General features: G+C 30.5%; 15 protein-coding genes and 1 pseudogene. 3 read left to right on the forward strand and 13 right to left on the reverse strand.

Annotated features, from left to right (window positions below; all coding sequences use genetic code 11):
• Positions 1 to 517 precede the first annotated feature (517 nt).
• Positions 518 to 841: a tyrosine-type recombinase/integrase gene (locus KPL54_RS02465; protein ID WP_253203323.1), complete on the forward strand. Its 324-nt coding sequence runs from the start codon at positions 518 to 520 to the stop codon at positions 839 to 841.
• Positions 842 to 1,177: 336 nt separating this feature from the next.
• Here KPL54_RS02465 and KPL54_RS02470 read toward each other — a convergent pair whose 3' ends face one another.
• Positions 1,178 to 4,963 (reverse strand): hypothetical protein, encoded by a 3,786-nt coding sequence (locus KPL54_RS02470; protein WP_216104367.1) that lies wholly within the window; start codon positions 4,961 to 4,963, stop codon positions 1,178 to 1,180.
• A gap of 665 nt (positions 4,964 to 5,628) precedes the next feature.
• Positions 5,629 to 6,342 carry a hypothetical protein gene (locus tag KPL54_RS02475; protein ID WP_216104369.1) on the reverse strand — a complete coding sequence of 238 codons (714 nt, stop codon included), beginning with the start codon at positions 6,340 to 6,342 and terminating at the stop codon, positions 5,629 to 5,631.
• A gap of 407 nt (positions 6,343 to 6,749) precedes the next feature.
• On the opposite strand from KPL54_RS02475, the pseudogene KPL54_RS25930 reads away from it, so the two are divergent.
• A pseudogene (locus KPL54_RS25930) lies at positions 6,750 to 7,633 on the forward strand (tyrosine recombinase XerC).
• Between the two features lie 135 nt (positions 7,634 to 7,768).
• Here the strand turns inward: KPL54_RS25930 and KPL54_RS02490 are convergent.
• From KPL54_RS02490 to KPL54_RS02530, 9 genes are all read right to left on the reverse strand, one after another.
• Positions 7,769 to 7,915: a hypothetical protein gene (locus tag KPL54_RS02490; protein ID WP_216104371.1), complete on the reverse strand. Its 147-nt coding sequence runs from the start codon at positions 7,913 to 7,915 to the stop codon at positions 7,769 to 7,771.
• A gap of 229 nt (positions 7,916 to 8,144) precedes the next feature.
• Positions 8,145 to 9,272 (reverse strand): protein kinase family protein, encoded by a 1,128-nt coding sequence (locus KPL54_RS02495; RefSeq protein ID WP_216104372.1) that lies wholly within the window; start codon positions 9,270 to 9,272, stop codon positions 8,145 to 8,147.
• Positions 9,273 to 9,390: 118 nt separating this feature from the next.
• Complete coding sequence (locus tag KPL54_RS02500) at positions 9,391 to 10,284, reverse strand: DUF4261 domain-containing protein (RefSeq protein ID WP_216104374.1); 894 nt, start codon at positions 10,282 to 10,284, stop codon at positions 9,391 to 9,393.
• A gap of 170 nt (positions 10,285 to 10,454) precedes the next feature.
• Positions 10,455 to 11,453, reverse strand: a complete 999-nt coding sequence (locus tag KPL54_RS02505) for a hypothetical protein (protein WP_216104376.1) — start codon at positions 11,451 to 11,453, stop codon at positions 10,455 to 10,457.
• A gap of 344 nt (positions 11,454 to 11,797) precedes the next feature.
• Entirely contained in the window at positions 11,798 to 12,130 is a 333-nt protein-coding gene (locus tag KPL54_RS02510; RefSeq protein WP_216104377.1) for a hypothetical protein, read from the reverse strand.
• Between the two features lie 809 nt (positions 12,131 to 12,939).
• On the reverse strand, positions 12,940 to 14,175 hold the full coding sequence (locus KPL54_RS02515; RefSeq protein ID WP_216104378.1) for an SIR2 family protein: 1,236 nt from the start codon (positions 14,173 to 14,175) through the stop codon (positions 12,940 to 12,942).
• A 319-nt stretch (positions 14,176 to 14,494) separates the two neighbouring features.
• Complete coding sequence (locus KPL54_RS02520) at positions 14,495 to 14,830, reverse strand: hypothetical protein (protein WP_216104379.1); 336 nt, start codon at positions 14,828 to 14,830, stop codon at positions 14,495 to 14,497.
• 72 nt (positions 14,831 to 14,902) lie between these two features.
• Positions 14,903 to 15,328, reverse strand: a complete 426-nt coding sequence (locus tag KPL54_RS02525) for an HTH domain-containing protein (RefSeq protein WP_216104381.1) — start codon at positions 15,326 to 15,328, stop codon at positions 14,903 to 14,905.
• Between the two features lie 285 nt (positions 15,329 to 15,613).
• Positions 15,614 to 16,078 carry a hypothetical protein gene (locus KPL54_RS02530; protein ID WP_216104383.1) on the reverse strand — a complete coding sequence of 155 codons (465 nt, stop codon included), beginning with the start codon at positions 16,076 to 16,078 and terminating at the stop codon, positions 15,614 to 15,616.
• Between the two features lie 177 nt (positions 16,079 to 16,255).
• On the opposite strand from KPL54_RS02530, the gene KPL54_RS02535 reads away from it, so the two are divergent.
• Positions 16,256 to 17,749: a hypothetical protein gene (locus KPL54_RS02535; protein WP_216104385.1), complete on the forward strand. Its 1,494-nt coding sequence runs from the start codon at positions 16,256 to 16,258 to the stop codon at positions 17,747 to 17,749.
• 735 nt (positions 17,750 to 18,484) lie between these two features.
• Here KPL54_RS02535 and KPL54_RS02540 read toward each other — a convergent pair.
• Positions 18,485 to 20,242 carry a helicase-related protein gene (locus tag KPL54_RS02540; protein WP_216104386.1) on the reverse strand — a complete coding sequence of 586 codons (1,758 nt, stop codon included), beginning with the start codon at positions 20,240 to 20,242 and terminating at the stop codon, positions 18,485 to 18,487.
• 302 nt (positions 20,243 to 20,544) lie between these two features.
• Complete coding sequence (locus tag KPL54_RS02545) at positions 20,545 to 21,927, reverse strand: amino acid permease (protein WP_216104388.1); 1,383 nt, start codon at positions 21,925 to 21,927, stop codon at positions 20,545 to 20,547.
• Positions 21,928 to 22,010: the final 83 nt, after the last annotated feature.

Here is a 22,010-nt window from a genome sequence, read left to right on the forward strand (position 1 = left end):
AGCACCCCAGCAAATTGTAATAAATCCTGAACAATCAACACCAACACCAACACAATATTTGCTAACACCATTACCTCTATAATCTGGGACATTTCTTACAAATTTCCCAGTTGTAATTCCAGTAGTAAACTCTTAAATTGTAGCAGAGCCATCCCAATTATACGACATTCCTTTATTATATTGAAAACTTTAAACGCGTCTGCTTGAACCCATGCAAGAAAAATAGTTTCAACACGTCAATTTGGGAAATGTCTCAAAACAAAAGCACATGTCAATGATAATAATATAGCCGAGGAATTAGAAACTCCAAAATTACCCAAGAGAATTCCTAAATATCTTAACTTAGAAGAATCAGTACGCCTATTACTGGGTGCAAAAACTTTCCACGAGATCATTGTATAATCACCATTTTTCTAAATTATGCATTAAGATTATCCGAACTCGCTGTAGTTGGCAAAGGCAATAAAGAACGTAAAATTTTCCTAGCCCTGCTGCTAAAAAATCAATTAATAATTGATTGCATATCAGGAACTCCATTAATGTCACTTCTAATGCATTATTTATATCTAGAAATAATGACCGCATCACTACAAGCTCAGTTCAAAATATTGTAAAGAAACATGTTATCTCTTCTGGACTTAACCCAAAATCCATATCAACCCACAAACTTCGCCACACGGCAGCTACTCTTATGTATAAACATGGTAGAGTAGATATCATATCCCTACAACAAATACTTGTACATGAAAGTATTCCTACAACTGAAATATATACCCATATCGATGAGCATCAATTACAATCTGCAGTAAACTCAAATCCATTAGCTATTATGTTTAATTAGCTTTATTTCCAACCACGAGATTGTTCCAGTTATAAGAATAATTGGTAGTTGATACTTTTAATAATAATTAGAAGTTTACAATTTTTTATAATTAAAACATCTTGCAAATAGTCACCAGTATACTTGATTTTTTTAATTGGCAATTCTTTATCTATATTAATAAGCAATATTATTTATTTCATCTAACGCATTCAAATAATTGTACATATTAGTGACAAAAGACCTTAGTTAATTAAGAATGAATACCATATATCTTTATTATTGTTTGTTAAGTTCACAGGATGTACACCAACTATAGCTATTATATGTATATTCATTATCATCTTAATATCAATACTAATAAATCCCTTTGGATTCTTCTTCATCCTTAACTTTCTCTATACTTATTGCTTTATTTGAACTTTTTATATTATCTAATGCCCAATTTTTTATGTTCACTTTATGATAATTAGCATATTCACTTAAAACCTTGATTTTATCTTCATATGATGGAATTAAAGATCCCCACCAAGTTGATGGACCCATCATAAAAGATATACTGTGTAAGATTTTAATATTATCTTCGCCAAAGTTTTCTATAATATATCTAAGTATTGGATTAAATCTAAGTTCACCATTACTCGAATCATATTTTTTTATTATTTTAGAAATTATTAGAGCTAGCCTTTCACCATATTCATTAACCTTTTCTATTACATCATTTTCATCAATAATTTCAATTAAACTATTTTCACCATTTATATATATCCATTTAGCACTCAACAAATCTTCAAACTTCCAGAGTTCCTCTTTACTTGCTTTCATCAAATTCTCAACTATTAGATTCCATATTTTTTTAGGGAAGTTCTTTAGTAATATACTTACTGCTTTTTCATGTTGTTTGTCCCTATCTAAATCAAACTTATACGAAAGTAAATTATCCATTGTAATTTTATATAAATTACAAGCATAAACTTCTCCATCTTCCGATTTTAATAAAAGTTTCAAGTTTTCCTCCCAACAATACTCATCCATCTGTGTAAACTTATTTAAATTATTAATTACATCAATATCTAAAATTATAGATGCTAAAACATCCTTAAGTTCACTTATCTTTTCTTTACTCCTATTAATTATATCAAGTGCTATTAATTTACCTTCCGTGTTAGAGTTATATAACGCTGTGCATAATTTTTTTATGTACTCTGGTTTTACTTTAGCAAGTGCATTCCCATAAGCTAAGCTTCTAAAAGTTGATATCTTGAAATTACGATCATTTAGTAAAAGAATAATTCTTTCTATATCTCTATGATCTGGCATTATCATACTAGTTATATATACTAAAAATTTATTTAACAACTTATCATTTAGTATATAATCTAAAGTTTCCCCCTCAATTGGATTATTTTTTTCTCTTAAGGCTCTTAAAAATCCTGCTAGAACTATAACATTTGCATTATCGATACCTTTTAGACAAACCATACTTTTTTCTATGAAATCTTTAGGACATTTACATTGTAATCCTAGCTCTATGCCAAAAACAAACCCTTGTCTCTGCTCTCCAGTATATACTACAGGCAAGTTCCCATAAAGCTGTTCTACTTTTTTAATGCATTCTTTAGCAAATTTTCTACATTTAATTTCAGCGACATCAATATAATCTCCTTGTTCATTCTTTTCATCATCCCAATTGGGCAAACTAACTATTAATTTGAATTCATCAATAAAATTACTAGGAGTAAACAATTGTAGCCAGTCCTTTAACTTTTCTTTTCCGGCTTGTGGAATTTTAGGACCATCATATATAATTGATTCATTTATTTTTTTATTAATATCAATCCATCCGTAATTTAAATTTGTACCTAAGGTTTTTAAACACTTATCTAGAGCTTCCATACGCCCATATTGAACTAACCCTCTAACATGATTTACTATTTCATCTCTGGCCATTCTGCCAAATTCGTCCTCATTTTCAGCTATAACAGTTAACATACTCAGAGCTTCTTCCCAATAATCAAATACCTCTTTCCAAAACTTAGGTTTCCACTCTTCCTGAATTGCCCTTATCCCTTGTTTTTCTGCGCCAGTCATTCTTGAGAATCCCTGTGTTTCTATTGCTGCACCTAATAATTTTATTGCGACAATCTTATAAGATTGCTCATTATTAATAAGTGCTTCTCTTATGACCTTAAGCCTTTTACAAAGTTCTGCCTGCGTACCCGAAAGAAAAACATGCATGAGTTGACTTATAATACCTGTAGCATTATTTGCCCAACTTTCATTTTCAGCTGCTGCTAACATAAGCAATACCCTTGATGAATTATCAAATGTATCTTCCCAAAAGCATAAATTCTCTAAAGCATGTGTTAGCTCTCTTCTTTCTATTGAGATTTCCTTTAGCTCCTTCACTGAATAATTCTTAAATGCATCATAAACTGCAGCGGATGCTGCTTGTGGATTAACCTCAGCTAATGCGCGGAAGATACGTCCTCCCCTTTTAGTAAGTAATACTTCCGCTTGGCCAAAAGGGCCTGTACCACCACATAAATCCTCGGTTAAATCCCTTGCTTCTTCAACAAAGTGCAACTTACTTATCTGAGCACATAAAAATTCTACCATGTTATTAGGCATTTCCGACAACATGATCCTTCTACCATTTTCTGGGCTACACTCTCTCCACCATTCAGCAGCTAATCTAATTGCTAATGGTAATGGTGTAACTGCAAGATATCTTCCTCTTGTATCTAAAATTCCTTTTTTTATAAAATATTGAGCATATCTATAAAAATTTTCTTTATTTATTCTTTCATCACAAATATTTTTAGCTATATAATCCTTTTCTATACTTTTACTATCATAAAATCCAAAATTCTCAAATATTGCGCATGCCTTTATTACTTCAAGTTTAATGTCATCTGGTTTATCTCTTCCCCACAATAATTTGTTAGCTATTTCACTATCATTTAGTGTCCCTATGGTATCTTCACCATTTAATCTTGCCTCAGATATTAATACAGCCATTTGTGGAAAACCTTGTGCAAATTCAGAGATTCTATTTATATCTTCTTCTGGTATTTGACTATAGGATTGTTTTATAATTTTTTTAATAACTTCTGTTGATACTTGTTTTAGTTCTATTATTGGATAATCAGCAGTTATCTTCTCTAAATTATAATCTAAGGTTAATAAACTTAGTGCAGAAGATTCATGCTTTACTTCTTTAACTAATGCCTTGTGTAATTCTAACCTACAATTATCAATCACTAAAATCGTACTAATTTCATATCTTCTTAAATCAGCTACTAATGGAATTATTTCATTTTCACTGTAAGCCGCATCTATGTAGATTACTTTATTATTTATAAATTCACTTCCTACAGTTTTATTCTTTCTAAAGACTTCCAATGCCATTCTTGTCTTACCCAATCCCGATAATCCTATAATTCGTGCTATGCTTTTCTCATTATCCTCAAAATGTTTTCTTAATTGACTTATGTGCGATTCCATATTCTCATCTGTTTCGAAATTATATTTAATGTGTTCATTATATTTGCTCCACTCATCCCATGTTAATAAATTAGCTGGTAAGTGTACATTATTAAATGATAATACATCAACAATGGCCGCTAAGTAGTTATTAACCCACTCTGCTATCTTATTTGCATCATAAATATAAATACTAGCTGTTTCAGAGTAGTCTTTGCCCGCTTCTTTTAAAGCTTCTCTAAACTTTAGTATTCTATCTTGCACTTGTTTTTCGTTTACTGACTTATTATAAAACAATATGTAACATCCTTTTTCTATAAATACCTTTTCTACCATAGATTTTACTAGTATAGAATCATTCTCACCCTTATATATTATCTCATCCTTACATTTTCCCGGTGGCATATCAGTTGCTTTGCATTGAAATAAATTATATCTACATTTTAGCCAATTAGTACTACTAGGACCATCTTCCCATTTTATAGAAGCATCTTCCCCTCCATCTGCAACAGTTATTTTTAGAGAACAATTAACAGATGATTTAGCTATATTATAGTTACCAGCTTCTAAATATAAGAGCTTAGATAATAGTTTAGTAAGTTGTAAATCATTTAAATGTTCAATATGTTCATTATTTATGTGATAAATATTGCTCATTTATTCTCTCCCCCCGTAAAATCAGATTATACTTTAACTAATTATTCTAACCATAAATATTTAGAATCTGCTAAAGCAAGCACATCTACGTATATCAAATTTCTTATTATTAGCCAGACTATGATTGCCTAGCTATATTGGATATTTGCTTTGCTCATTTTATAAATAGCACTAACCCTGTAGGGCTATTGTGCTCATAACAAAGCATATTAATTTCTCCAAAACTGATAATATCAGTATATCAGTCTTTGGTATATATATCCTTTAATATTAAAGTATTCTAGTTTCAAAGGTAATGTTTAATTTATGATAAAAGAACAAATTTTATAAATGGAGTGGTTATCCACCGGGTCCCCTCAATAAAAGGACTTGCTACTGAAGTGTAAGAGCCAATGATGGCTAGTATACTTTGGCTTGTCCTTTCCTATAGGCTACTCTAAGTGTTGAGAATACAATATTAGGCGAAGTTGTTTTATCTCTTTCTTATATAACCTACTGAATGTATTTATATTCTTTTTAAAATTCTTAATAACATGATTGAACCTTAGCCAGACATTGCTTGGTAAAAGGGTGTTCTTTGTCTTCTTCGAAGACTTGACCCTAATATGCCAACGTGGACTTAAATGCATTGTTATTTGAAGTGATGTATTTTAAATATATTTACTTCATCTTAATAAACGTTTTTCCTGCATAAATTCAAGTCGATATCTTTGATTTACCTCCACTAAATCTTTAAAAGTTTCAAATACCCCTTCAGATACTATTACAAAGTCACACTTTTTTGATGACTGGTAAATTAAATCAAATATTATACATGCAGTGTATCCAACTTGCCATATATATGTTTTCTCAAGCAATAAATCCCTTTTGTCAAAATAATTAATATTTTTATTAACATCCTTATCACTTATACCTCTTAGTGAATTGAACATATTACCATGAGCATAGTATTCGTTAATTTGATCTTTAATTTGCTTTAGTTTCAATGATTGATTTGGATAGTTCTTATCTAACCAACCATATGCTTTGCTTTTTGCATTATTCACAGGTTTTGCACCAACCTCATCATTTATAATATAATTTTCCATTTTAGAATCATATAAACTATATGCAGCAAGACAAGCTGTTTCAATTGAATGCCTTAGCATCAATTGTGCTTGAACTTCATGTCTTCTTAAACTTGATACTAAACACTGGTGCATACTGTTTATTACTTGTTTTATCAAAAAATAAAATACTGCAGCTTTTTTACTTTTGATTTCTGTAATCTCAGATAATATCGTAATTAATCCCTCTGTATTTCGTACTAACTCCTCACACTCTGTTATTGAATTATAAGCTATTTCATTTTCTTGATTTATTAATAAATTAATATCCATTAAATTTCTCCTTTCTTCCATCCGACAGCTTTTACTGATCTCATTTCATATTACGTTTCTAATTATCAACGCTGAGAAGCTTAGAAAGGCTTCGCTTAGCTGCTTTTTCAAACCAACCTAAATGGATTTTTTTGTTAGATGTAGTAATATACTTTCGCCATACCTTATGCGTTAACTATATGAATTATATTTTTGCTTTTTTAATTTATAATAATACTGCACAACTACAACAACTATATTACAAACTTTGATATCCTTATATACTGGTTCACCTTTGATAAAGGTAGATATAAGACCACATTTTATTAATATTTTCTAGCTATTCTGTCAATACTCTAAGATAAGGAGTGATAGACATGTAATCAAATAAAACTTGTCCATTAGTTGAACAATATTTAGACTACCTTATTGTAATAAAGGGCCGATCTAAAAATACCATTTTCGAGTACCGCACAGACTTACTTATGTTTTTCAAATTTATCTTAGACAGTCGTAAAAATTCAATAATTGATACTAATTTTGATTTAGTTAATCTAGCGTTTATTAAATCAATATCCCTGAATGATATGTATGCATTTATTGCACATTGTCAAACAACTCAAAAGGCTTCAGCTGGTACAAAAGCGAGAAAGATAGTATCTATCCGTCAATTTTGGAAGTATCTGAAAACAAAGGCACATCTTATTGATAACAATATTGCAGAAGAATTTGAAACGCCTAAATTACCAAAGCGCATACCCAAATATCTTAATTTAGAAGCATCAGTCCGTTTACTAATCGAATGTGAAAAATATCCAAGAGACCACTGTATAATTACAATTTTTCTTAATTGCACCTTAAGATTATCGGAATTAACCAGTTTAAATATTGAGCAGGTTGGCAATGATATTTTAACTGTAATTGGTAAGGGTAACAAAAAACGTAAAATTTTTTTAACACCTGCTGCTAAAAAATCAATCAACACCTGGCTCTATATTAGAAATAACCTCAGTACAAATACTAAGGCTCTATTTATATCAAGAAATAGTGGCCGCATTACTACAAGAGCAGTACAAAATATTGTTAAGAAATACGTTATTTCATCCGGACTTGACCCTTCAGTAATATCTACCATAAACTGAGGCATACAGCAGCAACTCTTATGTATAAATACGGTAAAGTAGATATAAGATCTCTTCAACAAATTCTAGGTCACGAAAGTGTTGCTACTACTGAGATCTATACTCATATTGATGAACATCAATTACAATCTGCGGTAAACTCAAATCCTCTTGCTATGATGTTTAATTGATATTTATAAATAATTGTAAGACGCATTGTAAAAACAAACTAATTATTTCTTTGCTCTAAATATTCTTTATAATATCTGCATACCCTTAGAACTGTTTGATAGAGCGCATTTATGCAACAATCCACGTGCATAATCTTATCCTTTTGTATAATCAATATAGCGACTGGTCATCATTTTTATCCTTACTGTATCATCATCAACAGATGTTTCTTTCAGTCCTCTATTACTAAGATATTCTCTAAACCCATCCGCCACCATTTTTTCACCTTTTCTCTCTGTCATAATTAGTCCTCCCTAAAATTCATTGAAATTATGATAATAATTTTCAAATTACAATTGCAGCCTCGCCTGTAAAGTTTAATAATAATGGGCAGTTCAAATTGTATCAAAATTTGTATTTCGTTCTTGCACCGATTAAGGAATGTTCTTTTGCTTCTTCAAAGGCTTGACCCACTACTGCCAAAGCGGACTTAAGTGCATCGCTAGATGCAGTCGGTCTGCAATAACTGGGTTAGAAAGGAATATCATCCTCATAAATCATAAATTTAATTGTATTTAATTTAGTATATATATTATCAATTACCACTTTTTTCTTCGTATCATGTAAATTAATTAGCATTTTGTAAAAGTCTTTGATCTTTTCTACTTCAATATCTTGTACAGTATTGTAACTATAACCACCATGAATAAAGACATTTATAAATGTTTCGTTTCCCTGAATAAATGTTTCTAACGCGTTCTTCCTTATCACGTTTGCTAATGAATCTATTATAGTTTTAGTATTGCTTTCTGGTTCAAAAGAACTAGTAAAATGATTAATTTTTGAATGCAATTCTTCCGAAAATCTTTGATATATTTCTTTCTCTCCTGGTGAAAATTTCATTTCACTTAAAACACCAACTGAAATATCTTGTGAAACTTCGCTAAATGAAACATAGCGATTTAAAGGATTCTCTTGAATCATTTTCTCAATAATATGAGTAAATCTAAAATTATCATCAAAATTCGTTGATAAGCTTTTGAATAATTTTCCTAAAAAATATACTTCTGTTTGATGATTGTAAGTCCCATCCATCAATATTTCATCAGGTAAGTTAGTTACAGGCCAATTTAATAAAACGCTTTTCCCATCTCTTTCAGTTTGTTCAAGTTTTTTGCCAAAACCAAAGTCAATAATTTTAATATTTCCTACAGAATCAATTAAAATATTTGCAGGTCTTACATCTCTATGAAGTATATTATTGTCTTCCAAATATTTAAAAGCATCAATCACTTGCGTGAATATTTCGTTCCAATCTTTTCCCCACCCATCATCAACATAATTATTTATTGTGGTACCTTCAACATACTCCATTTGTAAATAACCAACTTTTGTTTCTGGGTACAAGTAGTAATTATAGACTCTAACAATATTTGGGTGAGATATGTTAAATAGAATTTTAATTTCATCTACGAATCGTTCATAAAATTCATCCAGATAGTTAATGTTCTTCGGAGAATATTTCTTGAATACAAAGAAAAGTCCAGTCAATTCATCTTCAAAAAGATGAGCATCGCCAGTACCACCAGAACCTAAAGGTTTAATATATTTGAATTGCTTTTTTCTATCAAATTCAACTATGTCGCCTTTTTTTAGCATATGTGAATTCCTCCCTTTTAATATAAATCAAACTTTCTTTACCGATTTCATATAACATTTCAATTTCAATGCTGCCAGATGATTGTGGTAGCATTCATAAAACTTACCTTGAGTATATCTATTGTCTTGTTCCTGAAGCATATTCACCAGGGCAGATATCCATCACTTCTCTAACCGGTTGAATTAGCGATTCCTCATATTGGTATTTCCATCTAACTGTTCTGCTCATCTTTCCATCTTTAAGTCCACCTATAGTCTCACCATTCTTTATTGGTGCATTTGCAGTAAATATATATGATTCTATATTATAAGCATGCCCCACTATATCATCTGAATTTAAATTACGAAAATGATACTGAACATCAGGTAATCCTATTGCATATAATCCTAGAGTATCTACCAACTTATCTTCTGTATTCTGGATATTAAAGAATCTCACATTAACACATAGATAAATAAACTTGTCTTCATCCTTCACCTTGCTATTATTTACTTGCTCTGAAGTTAGTAATTTGCCAGCCGATGGAACCCAAATTGCTGTACAATTAGGAAATAAGCTTAGCGCAACCTCTAACCACCCAACCAATAGTTCACATCTTTGCTTATATTCCAAAGCTGCTGCCATCATATCTGAAATAATCAGCCTATATTTACAACTATCAAGCAGTTCTTCATTATCTTTTACATTCCATAACTGAGTCCTATCGAATTCACTAATGGTTTCTTGTTTGAATGGTTGAACTTCCATCATCAAAACCTGTGGAGGAGTAGATCCCTCCTTAAATTTTACGGTATATTTTTTCAATTCAAATGAAGTCAGACTTTTATTACCTGATACAATATCTATATTGCCAAACTTTATATTTAAGGCTCCCTTAATAATATTCGCGTCTGGTTTATTAGGCTTATCACAAAATAAAAGATGAATTTGAAATAGAGATTGAAAATCCGCATTTTTATCTAACTCCTGTTCCAATACTTTATCTTTTTTAAACCTATCAAGTAATCCCATTTTATTTGTGACCCTCCTCGCTAAGTTTATAAAATTTATTTTTGTACTTTCCATTATATAGATAATTAGAAGTTCAACTCGTACTATTGTTTCGTATTTCCGAAGTGGTCCAGCATTAGATAGCTTTTATAATAGTCTGCCTTACTTTGGAAATATATTGTTAAGTGATGTTACATGTCGTCCCTCTTGCAATCGCTCTTGAAAATATCACACATACTTTTTCTATTTGGGTCATTAAACAAATCATATTGAATAAAATCAAAAGAGCTATTAATTCGATTAGTTTCTGAATAAAGTTGAACGTAAAGATTTCCGTCAAATTCTAAGTTAATTTCTACTACCAAATTATTATAATCTAGATCATAGTATTGACTATAACCTTTATGTTCTTCATCAGGAAAATTGTCAACAAAGTTTACGTTATATGGTGGTTTAAAATAATTAATCATTGCTGCCTCTGTGATATTAATTATCTGATTATACTTTAACGGATTACTCATTACGTCGTTGAAATGACTATCTTCTTCATCCTGTGTAGCAGTGTATATACCAGTTAAACCATCAAAGCTCATCTGTAGTTGTGGTGTAAATTCAAATAGAAATATATATAGTTGCTTATCTGGATGTGAACTATAATAATCCGTCAATATCTTTTGCAACGTTGAATGTGATTTCAATCTATCTGTAGCTATGCGTTCTCCATCTTTACCGAATGCCTGTCCAATATACAATATTTCAAATTCCAAGTTCCTTGTAGGACCAGAGATATCTAACACTCCTTGGGCTTCAAGTGAAATCTTATTACTACTTAGACCACGACCAAAGGTGTTCAGCCATTCATTATCATTAATTTCAACATTTAATTTATTGTAAGGATAAGGACAATCTAGACCTAACTTTGTATGGTCTAGATTTCCATCAAGAACTAAGTGTTGAATCTCAATTGTCTCAACTGAATCTTTTATCTGTTTTTCTAGAGTTAAACTTATGCATTTTTCACTAGCCTTAAAAGAGTCCTTTACATATCTCAGTTTTGGACATGACATAATACTGTATATATGATAATCATGTCCATCCTTAATAATATTAAGATGTTCAACTGGAATAATCGTCTTATAACTAGTAAAAACATTTAAACCAAATTCTGATAAATACTTTCGTCTTTTCATATACTTCCTCTTTCGATATCAGACTTTAATGTTACTTAACTATGCTATTCCCAAAACTCATGAATTAAGTATTAATTTTTTCTACTACCCATTATAAACATTAAGACTTGTACTAAATATAGTAATAGTTTAACTGCATATTATTAGCCTAATGAGTATATGTATAATAGGAAGTTAATAACTATAGCTATTAGCTACATTCTCAATACAAATAATGCCGCAACGTTATAAAAACACTTATTAACTAAACCACACATTATCCAAATTTTGTTCAACCAGACAAATTGGAATTTGTTGCTTTATTTTTAATTCTATGAAAGTATTAGGCTTCAATACTTAAACCATCAACAACCTTTCCAATGCTCCATTGGCTTTATTTCAAGAATATCCATAGGCGGTATCTGTATATGATTTTTAATCAGAAGTATATTTTCACTCGGTTCACCAAAGGCAGTCCAATATGCCTTAGTCAAATAATTTAAAACCTTATCCTCATCGCTTTGATCGTCATAACTATCATAGATAACCTTTTCACCGCTAACCTTGGCTACTATCTCATAAGAATCATGAGTAGACATCCATTCTCGGGATAAATTCAATCCAAGAAGATCGTCGATATTCATTAAAATTTCTGGTCGGCGATGAACTTGTCCACCATAAGAGCTTCGTTCCCACACCGATAAGAACCCACATGTAGTGTAATCGAAATAAAACTTTCTCCCTATGGACCAACATTTATAAGCCTCTTTGTCTTGTCTTGGGCAATCTCCGAAGGTAATATCGAATTCTTGTTCGCGATATATCAGTATTCTCTCATCTAAATTGATATGGATATCGCGTTTTTCCAAGAACGATCTCAGCTCAGAGTTATGGCAAGAATAAGATCGTTTTAAATCTAATATTCCATACTTCCGAAAAGATGCGCATCCATTAGCACTTGTCGTCACATGAAAGTATACGAATTCGAAATCTCTGTAGCTACGTGGTAGATATCCATGAGAGTTGATCACATCTGCCACAAGATAATCTGTATATTCATATTCGAGCTCGTGACTAAGATATTGTTTCCACACTGAGATTGGTATGCCAGTGAGATTAGTTAATGTCCGTTGAGCATATTCAGTTGTGCGAATATCGTAAATCATATTAGGCATAATCATCTATTTCCCCATTCACTTATCCAGCTTCACATAAACAAATTACTATTTATCTACAGATTATTATAAATTGTCTTTACTTCACAGTTATTTAAAATTGACTACACTTGTTAATAAAATTTTATATACTTCAACTTCTTGTTATTAGCCTAATGGGTAGTTTGGTTTACAATCTTACTAATGCTAACTATTGTATTTATTATATGCTTTCTATGTCTTTAGCTGCAACCCTACCTAAATATTAAATTTTTGCTTTGTAATTCAAGAAATCTAAACCGCATTAACACCACTATCAAGATTCAGATTATAGCGATATGGTATGGAAACTTTTATATAAGGCTGAGTTCGCCCCGAATCACCTTCACAGTAATACTTAACAACTGTGTCAAGCGTTCGTGTGATCCACCTGCTAGTGGATACCGAATAGACTTAATTCCAAAACGTAATAAATCAGCATCGAATAAAGAATCAATCATTTCAGGCACTGGTCCATCTCCACTACTTTTAGGAAGAAATGCGTAATGAGTTTTCTGAGAGGCTGTGTTGCTCATATTCAGTATTCTTCTCAAATTCGGATCTTCTAATGAAAGCCCTAAAAAGATGCAAGAAGTATTGCTGTATGTACTTAACTGAATGTTGTTAGACCATAAATCAACTTGTGAACTTTGCTTCTGATATTCTTGTTCTACAAGAACAATTTCTGTATTAACTCCACCTTTTATAGGTATATATCCGTGAGGATAATAAATAGATGGGTTACACACCGATTTCTTGCCACAATACACATTATCGAACTTTATTCCCCTTTGTAATAGTGCATGATACATTGTGTCATCATAATTATAATTTACAATTTTTTCAATATTAGAATTCTTGATTAAATTAATGCAAGAATCCATTAGTGGTGAAATAATAAATTGAAAAGGCTTGTTTTCATATAAACCATACAAAACCTTTCTTAATAAATAGTTCCAATCTTTTTCCTTTATACGATTTTTAATCATTTGTGCAACCAACAAAGAGTTTTTGTTCATTAAGCTGTTCAAAAAGTTTGATCGCAGGGATGCGTTCAAAGCCGATGTTTGATTTTGTTTTTCAAGAAAAGCTTTTACTTTTTCATTGCTCCATTTGACGCCGTCGGTATATATTTCAGCAACCTTATGATTCTCATCAAAATCCTCATTTAAATATTTAACCTGTTCAGAAGGAGCTATTTGGTTAGTTTTTTCGAGTAAAGAATTTTTTTCCTGTATGAGTTTTTTTAATTTTTCTTCGAGAAATAATGCTTCATATCCTTCTGTAAAAGCTATCGAAATATTTTGAGGTGGATTCCTATAATCGCAGTTTTTATGAGCATTGCTGATGTTGAAAATCCAATGTTCAAAATAAGAATAAGATATTTTTCGTAAAAGTGTATCCCATGTAGGGAGTCCTGCTGAAGCAGACATTCCGGCACCTAAAGCAATACTACATGGGGTAGATTTACATGTGTTTATTAATGAAAGCAAGTTACTTGCACTTCGTGAGTCTAAATCAGGTAATAATTTCATGCAAAATTTTGGCATACTTATTCCTCCTTCACTTCTTTTATGTGATTATAAAACTAGGCTTACCTAGTTTTATCTTAAATAGAACATACTTTATATTTATCTTCGAATTATAGACATAATATATCCAGTTTATCTGATTTCTTTAATAATTCTTGTAGTTATTTATGACGAACTTTATGAAAAATGCGAAATAATTGCGTCTAAAATTATGTTAATTCAGCTCTACAAATTGGAATTTGTGTATTTGTCAATCAACTTGATATCTTGAATTTATATAGTTCTTACGTCATTGATTTTTTACATTTTACCAAACTTATCCTAAAATACAAATCTGTTACACCCCAGTTATATCAATTTCAATAGCATTTCCCCATCTATCTTTCGATTGTATTAACAATGTCCCTCTAATGAACTTAAACTTCTGATATTCATTTGTATACTTAGAATAAAAATCTCTATCGAACTGTTCATTTCCTACTAAATCTGCATATGAATAATTCGTATCTATTGAAATGTTCACAAGAATAATACTATTAAAAAATGTTTTTCCTTTAGATGAAACAATAACTCTCGCTTCATGTTGGAAACTATTTTCGTTTCGAAAATCTATATAGTTCTTAATTGCACGCTGTGAAGATGTAAAATTATCAATCCCTAAATTTTTTTTCATATATTGCCTCCTTGTAAATGCTTAACCACATAAACAAATTACTATTTATATTACTCAACCTTAAACTGGAATTTATGGTTCTAATTCCTTAAATAAAAAGCGTAATGACATTACTGTTTTAGATATTTTATATTTACTTTCTAAAGATACTAACTTAGGATTTTCCACTAAATCAATAACTTCTTTTTCACTAACTCCAGACATCAATGCAATTGTTTCTGCCGAAATACCATGATATTCTAATAACACTTGCAAAAATGCTCCAATTTTAAAATCAGCATCATCTTTTCCACTAAGTTCAATCATAGAAATTAAATTAGACATTTTAGAAAAGTCTTTAGAATTTTCAAATAATTTATTTTCATCTTGACTTAAAATAACTTCTTCTTTTACATCTAATAGTTTTGAAAGCACATCTATATTAAATTTGTATTTTTTAATCAATAGTTGCAACTCTTCCATCACATCTTTTTTAGTTATCACTTTTACATTTTCCATATTGACCACCTTTCTTACAAAATAAATTACTATTTAATAAATTGTTTTACATCATTCATGTGTCGTATAACTCTACATATCCGACATGTCACCATTATTGATGGGCCTCTTTATAAGTCATATATTGCCACCTACCATCAATTAATCATTCATTTTTGAACTACACATTATAGACATAACCTGTCCAGTTTATCTTACTGCCTTAGTAATTTTTACAGTTGTTACTGACGGATTTTATGAAGAATGCGTATTAAGTTTCAGTAGTATTTTAAATTTGATAATAAATCAAAGTCTTTTAATCAATTTATTATTTTTTGAGAAGTTATTAAGCAGTATATCTAAATCTTTTAAGTATATTAAATCTGACCTTATCTCAACCTCTTTATTTGAACAATAATCCATCAGAATTATAACTATCTTTTCTCCAATCAACCGAACTTCCTCAATATCTTCAAATTTAATAACCTGGTTTCTTCGAGTCAATCCTTTGTGAATTTTCAATTTCTTATGAGAAATTTTAATATAAGCTCGTGAAGATAAAGTTATATAATAGTTTCCTAAAACAAACCCCAAAATAATATTTAACATCATCAAAGTTGTTATGCAGACAGTACCTATCTTCAGTGATGGTTTAAATCCTACAATAAAAACAACGAAGAAAATCACCCAGAATAAACTAATAAAACCCCAGCCTACGCCCAAAATAGTAACGGATTGTTTTTTCTTAAACTTCAATTCATAAATTTCCATATAACCCCCTAATATAATCAGAGCTTTCACGGAAACTCCTTAGCTCCTATGATTACTCATTTTTCGTATCATTATTTTTCGTTGATCCCCCCACTTTTTTTGCATAAAACACTTGACAAGTCTGTAGAATTTTGCGGTCCTCCTCCTAAAGACATGTTTTACTAGGAGGATTATTTTATGCTTAAAAATTGGAGTTCTCATGCTGATTATCAGCAATTTATTATTTCAAATCTCTCATGTTTCTACAAATCTTTTTCTAAAAAAATTATAGAACTTGAACCTTCTATATCTAAGTTGTATTGCTTAGACTTAGATATTCTTAGAGAGATATTAAAACCTTATTATTCTAATATCGGTAGACCTGCAACTCTTCAACCTGAAATATTTCGTTCATTTTCTTTAATGCTTTTTCAAAAGGAAACAAGCATTACCAACTGGGTTAAAAAACTTCATGCTAGTGAGTTGCTTGCAACCTGTATAGGCTGCACTATAAATAATGTCCCATCACTTGGTGCCCATTATGGTTTTATCTCTAGATTATGGCTCTCAAATCTGTCTACCGACAGAGCAAATCTAAGAAAAATATATTCATATAAGAAGAGACCATCTAAAATTAAGGCACCCGGGAAAAATAAAAAGCTTCCTAACAAAAAAACTGGTGTTGTTAAGAGAGTTTCAGATTTTTTTGAAGCAGGTCGCTCATTTTCTTTAAGAGCCGAAAGGCTGCTTCAAAAAATATTTTCATTAGTTGCTGTAGTACCCTCTTTTAATCTTAATTTAATAGAAAAAGATAACCTTACAGTTGGCGGTGATGGTACTTGTGTTCACTGTAAGTCTTCTTACTATGGTTCTAAAGTTTGTGACTGCCGTCAAAATGGAATTTACGATTGCAAATGCCCTCGTAGACTTTCTGACATAAATGCTAATTGGGGTTGGGATAGCCATGAAAATCGTTGGTTTTACGGCTACACTCTCTATGCTTTATCTGTCTATAATAAAAAATATAAGATAGACTTACCTATTTATCTTCGATTTGTAGAAGCAAGTAGACACGACAGTGTCACTGGAATAGTAGCATTAGCTGAATTTAGAGAACTGTTGCCGCAGTTCAATATATCAAATTATGTTCTTGACTCAGCTAATGATAACTACCCTACATATGAATTATGTTCCAAATGGAACATTAATCCCTTTATTGATTTGAACTCCAAAAATAAAGGAAATTCAAAATATCCAACTACTTTAGATATTAATGAAAAAGGAGTTCCTATCTGCATTGGTGGCCATAAAATGATCTATTATGGTTACGAAAAAAGTCGTTCACGCCTTAAATGGCGTTGCCCTTTAGTTTTAAAAAAGGTTGATAGTTGTTCTTGTTGTGAAAAGTGCTCACCTTCACCTTATGGGCGAGTAATTTATACTAAACCATCATGGGATTTGCGGTTGTTTACTCTTGTGCCTCGTGGCTCAAAACAATGGAAAATTGTTTATAAAACTAGAACCTGCTCAGAACGTATAAATAATCGTATTCTTAATGATTATAGAATTCATTCTTTACAAATACATGGTAAAAAACGTTATTCATTTATGACTATGATTGCCGCAATTAATATTCATCTAGATGCAAGACTTAAAGTTTCAGGTTTTAGTATTTTAAATTTATTAGAATAGCTGTTTGACAATTAAATATTTTTTCTAAAAGTTCCTGCATCGTGTAGGCTTGTTTGCTATGCCTATTTTTAGTCCTAATTGCTCTCTGAACATAAAATTTATAGCGCTATAATGATTCTATACAAAATCAAGTTTTACATATTAGTTTCCGTGACTACTCAATCATTCATTATTCGCATTTTTTTACAGGTTCGACATATCTCCATTACTCTTTTACTTGAAAATCTCTCTATAGAACATGGCTTTTCAGATATGTTATCTGATATTCACAATACTCATCAATTAAGTTTTCATTTTTTCAACTTCCGATTATAGACATTCTGTGAGGTTAACATTTCCCTACCATAAACGCTTTCTTTACATAATTCAACAAACATTCATAATTTTCCTTTAAATTTCGCAAAAAAATATATTCACCCCTTAAATTGCCATAAAACGCCTACATTAATTTACGAAAGCCACTAGTATTTTATATATTATCCGGATTAATGTATATTTTATAATTTTCAAATATATCATCAAATAAAAACAAGGCATTTTCTCCAATTACTATTTCAACGGAAAAATGCCTTCACTCTTTTAATTTATTCTATTTAAATATATTGATATTTATTTGTTCATTTATTTTCACTGAATAATTTGACCTCAATCTAGTTGAATATAAGCTACATTTGAGATTAAATCAAATAGCAATTACTTTCAGTGGACTACTATATATATCATATTCTACCTTTTTTATATCCCCATCAGTATTTCATTTATAGATTTACTGACCTTTACTCTTTCCTCATAAACCCAATCCACATCAAATTCTAATTTGAATTTTTTAGAGAATGAATAATACATATTTATTTTTTGATAATATATTTCTAAATCATCTAAACTATTTTTTAAACACTCTGGTTTAAATAAACTCTCTTGTTTATAAATAAATATCTCTTCTACATAATGTAAAAATGTATTCATTAATTCTTCCCTCGAGATATCAAATGGAACTTTTAACAAATCCCATTGAACTTCTTGTTTTAGCTTGTAATTCTTTATTCTATCTAGAATTAATATATAATCACTAATATCCATTTTAGTATAATAGTCTAATTTCTCTTCTCTAGTACTCCATAAAACTAGTTTATCAATTAAAGGTAAACCTTTGATTTTCACTATAACATCCGATGGTCCAATAACTGCTTTCTTTATCTCTTCATCTTTAACTTCCAATCTAGATTTAATGAAATCTTGAGTATCTCCAGCGCTGCCTACATACCCTACGTCATAGATACCTCTCCGGCCTGCACGTCCACTAACCTGCTTTACCTCTTGTGATGTTAGTTCTCGTATTTCTTCACCGTCAAATTTTTTTATACTCATAAAAATAATTCTTCTAATAGGTAAATTGACCCCCATGCCGATTGCATCAGTAGTTACTAAAACTTTTGTCTCTTTGTTTGTAAATTGTTTATATTGAATTTTTCTAACTTCTGGTGGTAAATCTCCATATATTATGCTACTTTTAATACCTATCCTAGAATACCTTTCTGCTATTTCTAATACTCCCTTTTTAGAAAACACTACAATTGCATCGCCCTCTTTACTATCATTATAATTAAAATTTATGTTTTCAACTTCTAAAGGAATATCTCTTGTATATTCTTTTATAGAATACTTATCTCCACAGTCATTTATAATTGTTTCTAGTATGTTTTTCGTATTAGCAGCTCCACATATATGAATCTCTTTACATCTTAATCCTAATAAGGCCTTACTCCATGCCATTCCCCTCTGTTGATCTTTAATCATTTGAATTTCATCAATAACAGCTATATCATAATATTCCTTTAGATTAACCTTTTCTATTGTACACGAAACATGAGTTGAACCTATCTTTAATACTTCTTCCTCTCCAGTTAATAGATCACAAATTATTCCCTCATTATTCAATTTTTCAAAATTCTCTAAAGCAAGAATTCTTAGTGGTGATAAATATATACCCTTTTGTGCGCTTTTCAGACGTTCTACAGCATTATATGTTTTACCTGTATTCGTATCACCTAAATGAATATAAATCATTCTATCCATACTTCTAGCTTCTACATACTCATCTTTAGGGTTATCCGGAAATTTTTCTTCAAACTCCTTAATAATTAATTTTGGTATATGTTGCTTCGTAAGTAATAGCATGAACCCATAATTTAAAAACGTGTTATAGTTTCCTCTTAAAACCTTCTGAAACTCAAAATCAGTACCATTCCTCTTGTTATAATCCTCAAGCATTCGTTTTGATATATCTTCTAATAATTCCTCGTATTTCTCATATACCTTTTTAAAATCCTTGAAACCTTCATTTTCCAGCTCTTTAATCTTTTTTAATTTTTTTCTTATTGCCACTTCATGTTCAATAAGAGCTCCTGGCTTTGAATGATGAACTATCTCTTCAATTTGACTAATTTGACCCTTTAATTTTTTAAATTCTCTTTGAGATTCATTTTTTTTCATCTCGTCTCCTCCAACTAAACATCATAATTAATCTTAACTTTAAAATATATGGTTTCCTAATGTTACAAAAACTATAACTTCTCTTTGAATTCACTATGTTATTTTTGTATAATTATCCATTTATATAAAATCCTCACTTCATAATCACTTCGAAAATTACATTAGTAAAAACATTAGATATAGTAACTTGTGCAATACTTTAAATAAAACACCCAATAACACTTGTTTTTGTAAACAAGCATTATTGGGTGCTTTTTATTGGATATCTAACTTTTTAGGTACAAATCCCTTTTAGTGTTAGCCTATACTACATTTTTTTTGACCTCTTCTTTATTTTTCATTCTTGATTTAAGTATATTATAAATCACACCAAGTATTATAAACCATACAGGTGTTACAAATAAGGCTACACGAGTTTCCTTAGTAAGTGCCAATACAACTATAATGAAAGCAATAAATGCTAGAATTATATAGTTAGAAATTGGGTAAAATGGCATTTTGAATTTGCTCTTAGTAGCAAGTTTAGGATTAGTTTTGCGATATATTAGATGGCAGACAACTATAATTGCCCAAATGAAGATAAAGCAGAATGTTGATATACTTGTAATGAGTACAAATACACCTTCTGGCATAATATAATTCAAAATAACTGAAATCAAGATAACAGTTGCAGAGAACATTAAAGCATTAGAAGGTACTTGATTAGAAGTTAATTTTTTCATTGACTCAGGTGCATTCTTTTCTTTAGCAAGAGAGTAAACCATACGGCTTGTACTGAATATACCACTGTTACAAGCAGATGCAGCTGATGTTAGTACAACAAAATTTATAATACTTGCTGCCGCTGGGATTCCCACTGCAGAAAACACCTGTACAAATGGGCTTTTATCAGGATTAATTGAATTCCATGGGTATATACTCATAATAACAATAAGTGCCCCAATATAAAAAATAATGATTCTAATTGGAATATTATTAATAGCACTTGGAATAACCTTTTCTGGGTTTTCAGTTTCACCAGCTAGTAAACCAACTAATTCTATTCCAGTAAAAGCAAATACAACCATTTGGAAGGAAAGAATAAAACCGCTTACCCCATTTGGGAACCAACCGCCATGATTCCAAAGATTTGCAAAGCTAGATACACCAGCATTTGTAGAGAATCCTTTAATAATCATATATGTACAAATTATAATTAGTGATAAAATTGCAATAATTTTAATTAAGGCAAACCAGAATTCCATTTCACCGAATAACTTTACTGTAGTAAGGTTCATAATTAGTAAAATTACAAGAGCTATAAGGCTTGGAACCCATTGAGCTACATTGGGTAACCAGTATTGCACATAAAGTCCAGTAGCAGTTAAGTCAGCCATAGCAAGTGAAATCCAACAGAACCAGTATGTCCATCCAGTAATAAATGCTGCTCCGTTACCTAGATAATCCTGTACAAAATCTACAAATGAATGATATTTTGAATTAGAAAGTAATAATTCCCCAAGTGCACGCATAATAAGAAAACAGATTGTTCCTGTTATCGCATATGCAAATAAAATAGATGGACCTGCCAAGTGAATTGACCTTCCTGAACCAAGGAATAACCCAGTGCCAATTGCACCTCCAATTGCAAGCAATTGAACATGACGATTTTTCAGACCTCTTGATAAATTTTCATTTTCTGACATATATATCCCTCCATCTCAGTCAAAAGGCATGTACTAAAAAATGCCTTTTCCTATATAAATATTTTGCGATTGGAGATATAACT

Source organism: Clostridium estertheticum, from assembly GCF_018861295.1.
GTDB lineage: Bacteria > Bacillota > Clostridia > Clostridiales > Clostridiaceae > Clostridium_AD > Clostridium_AD estertheticum_D.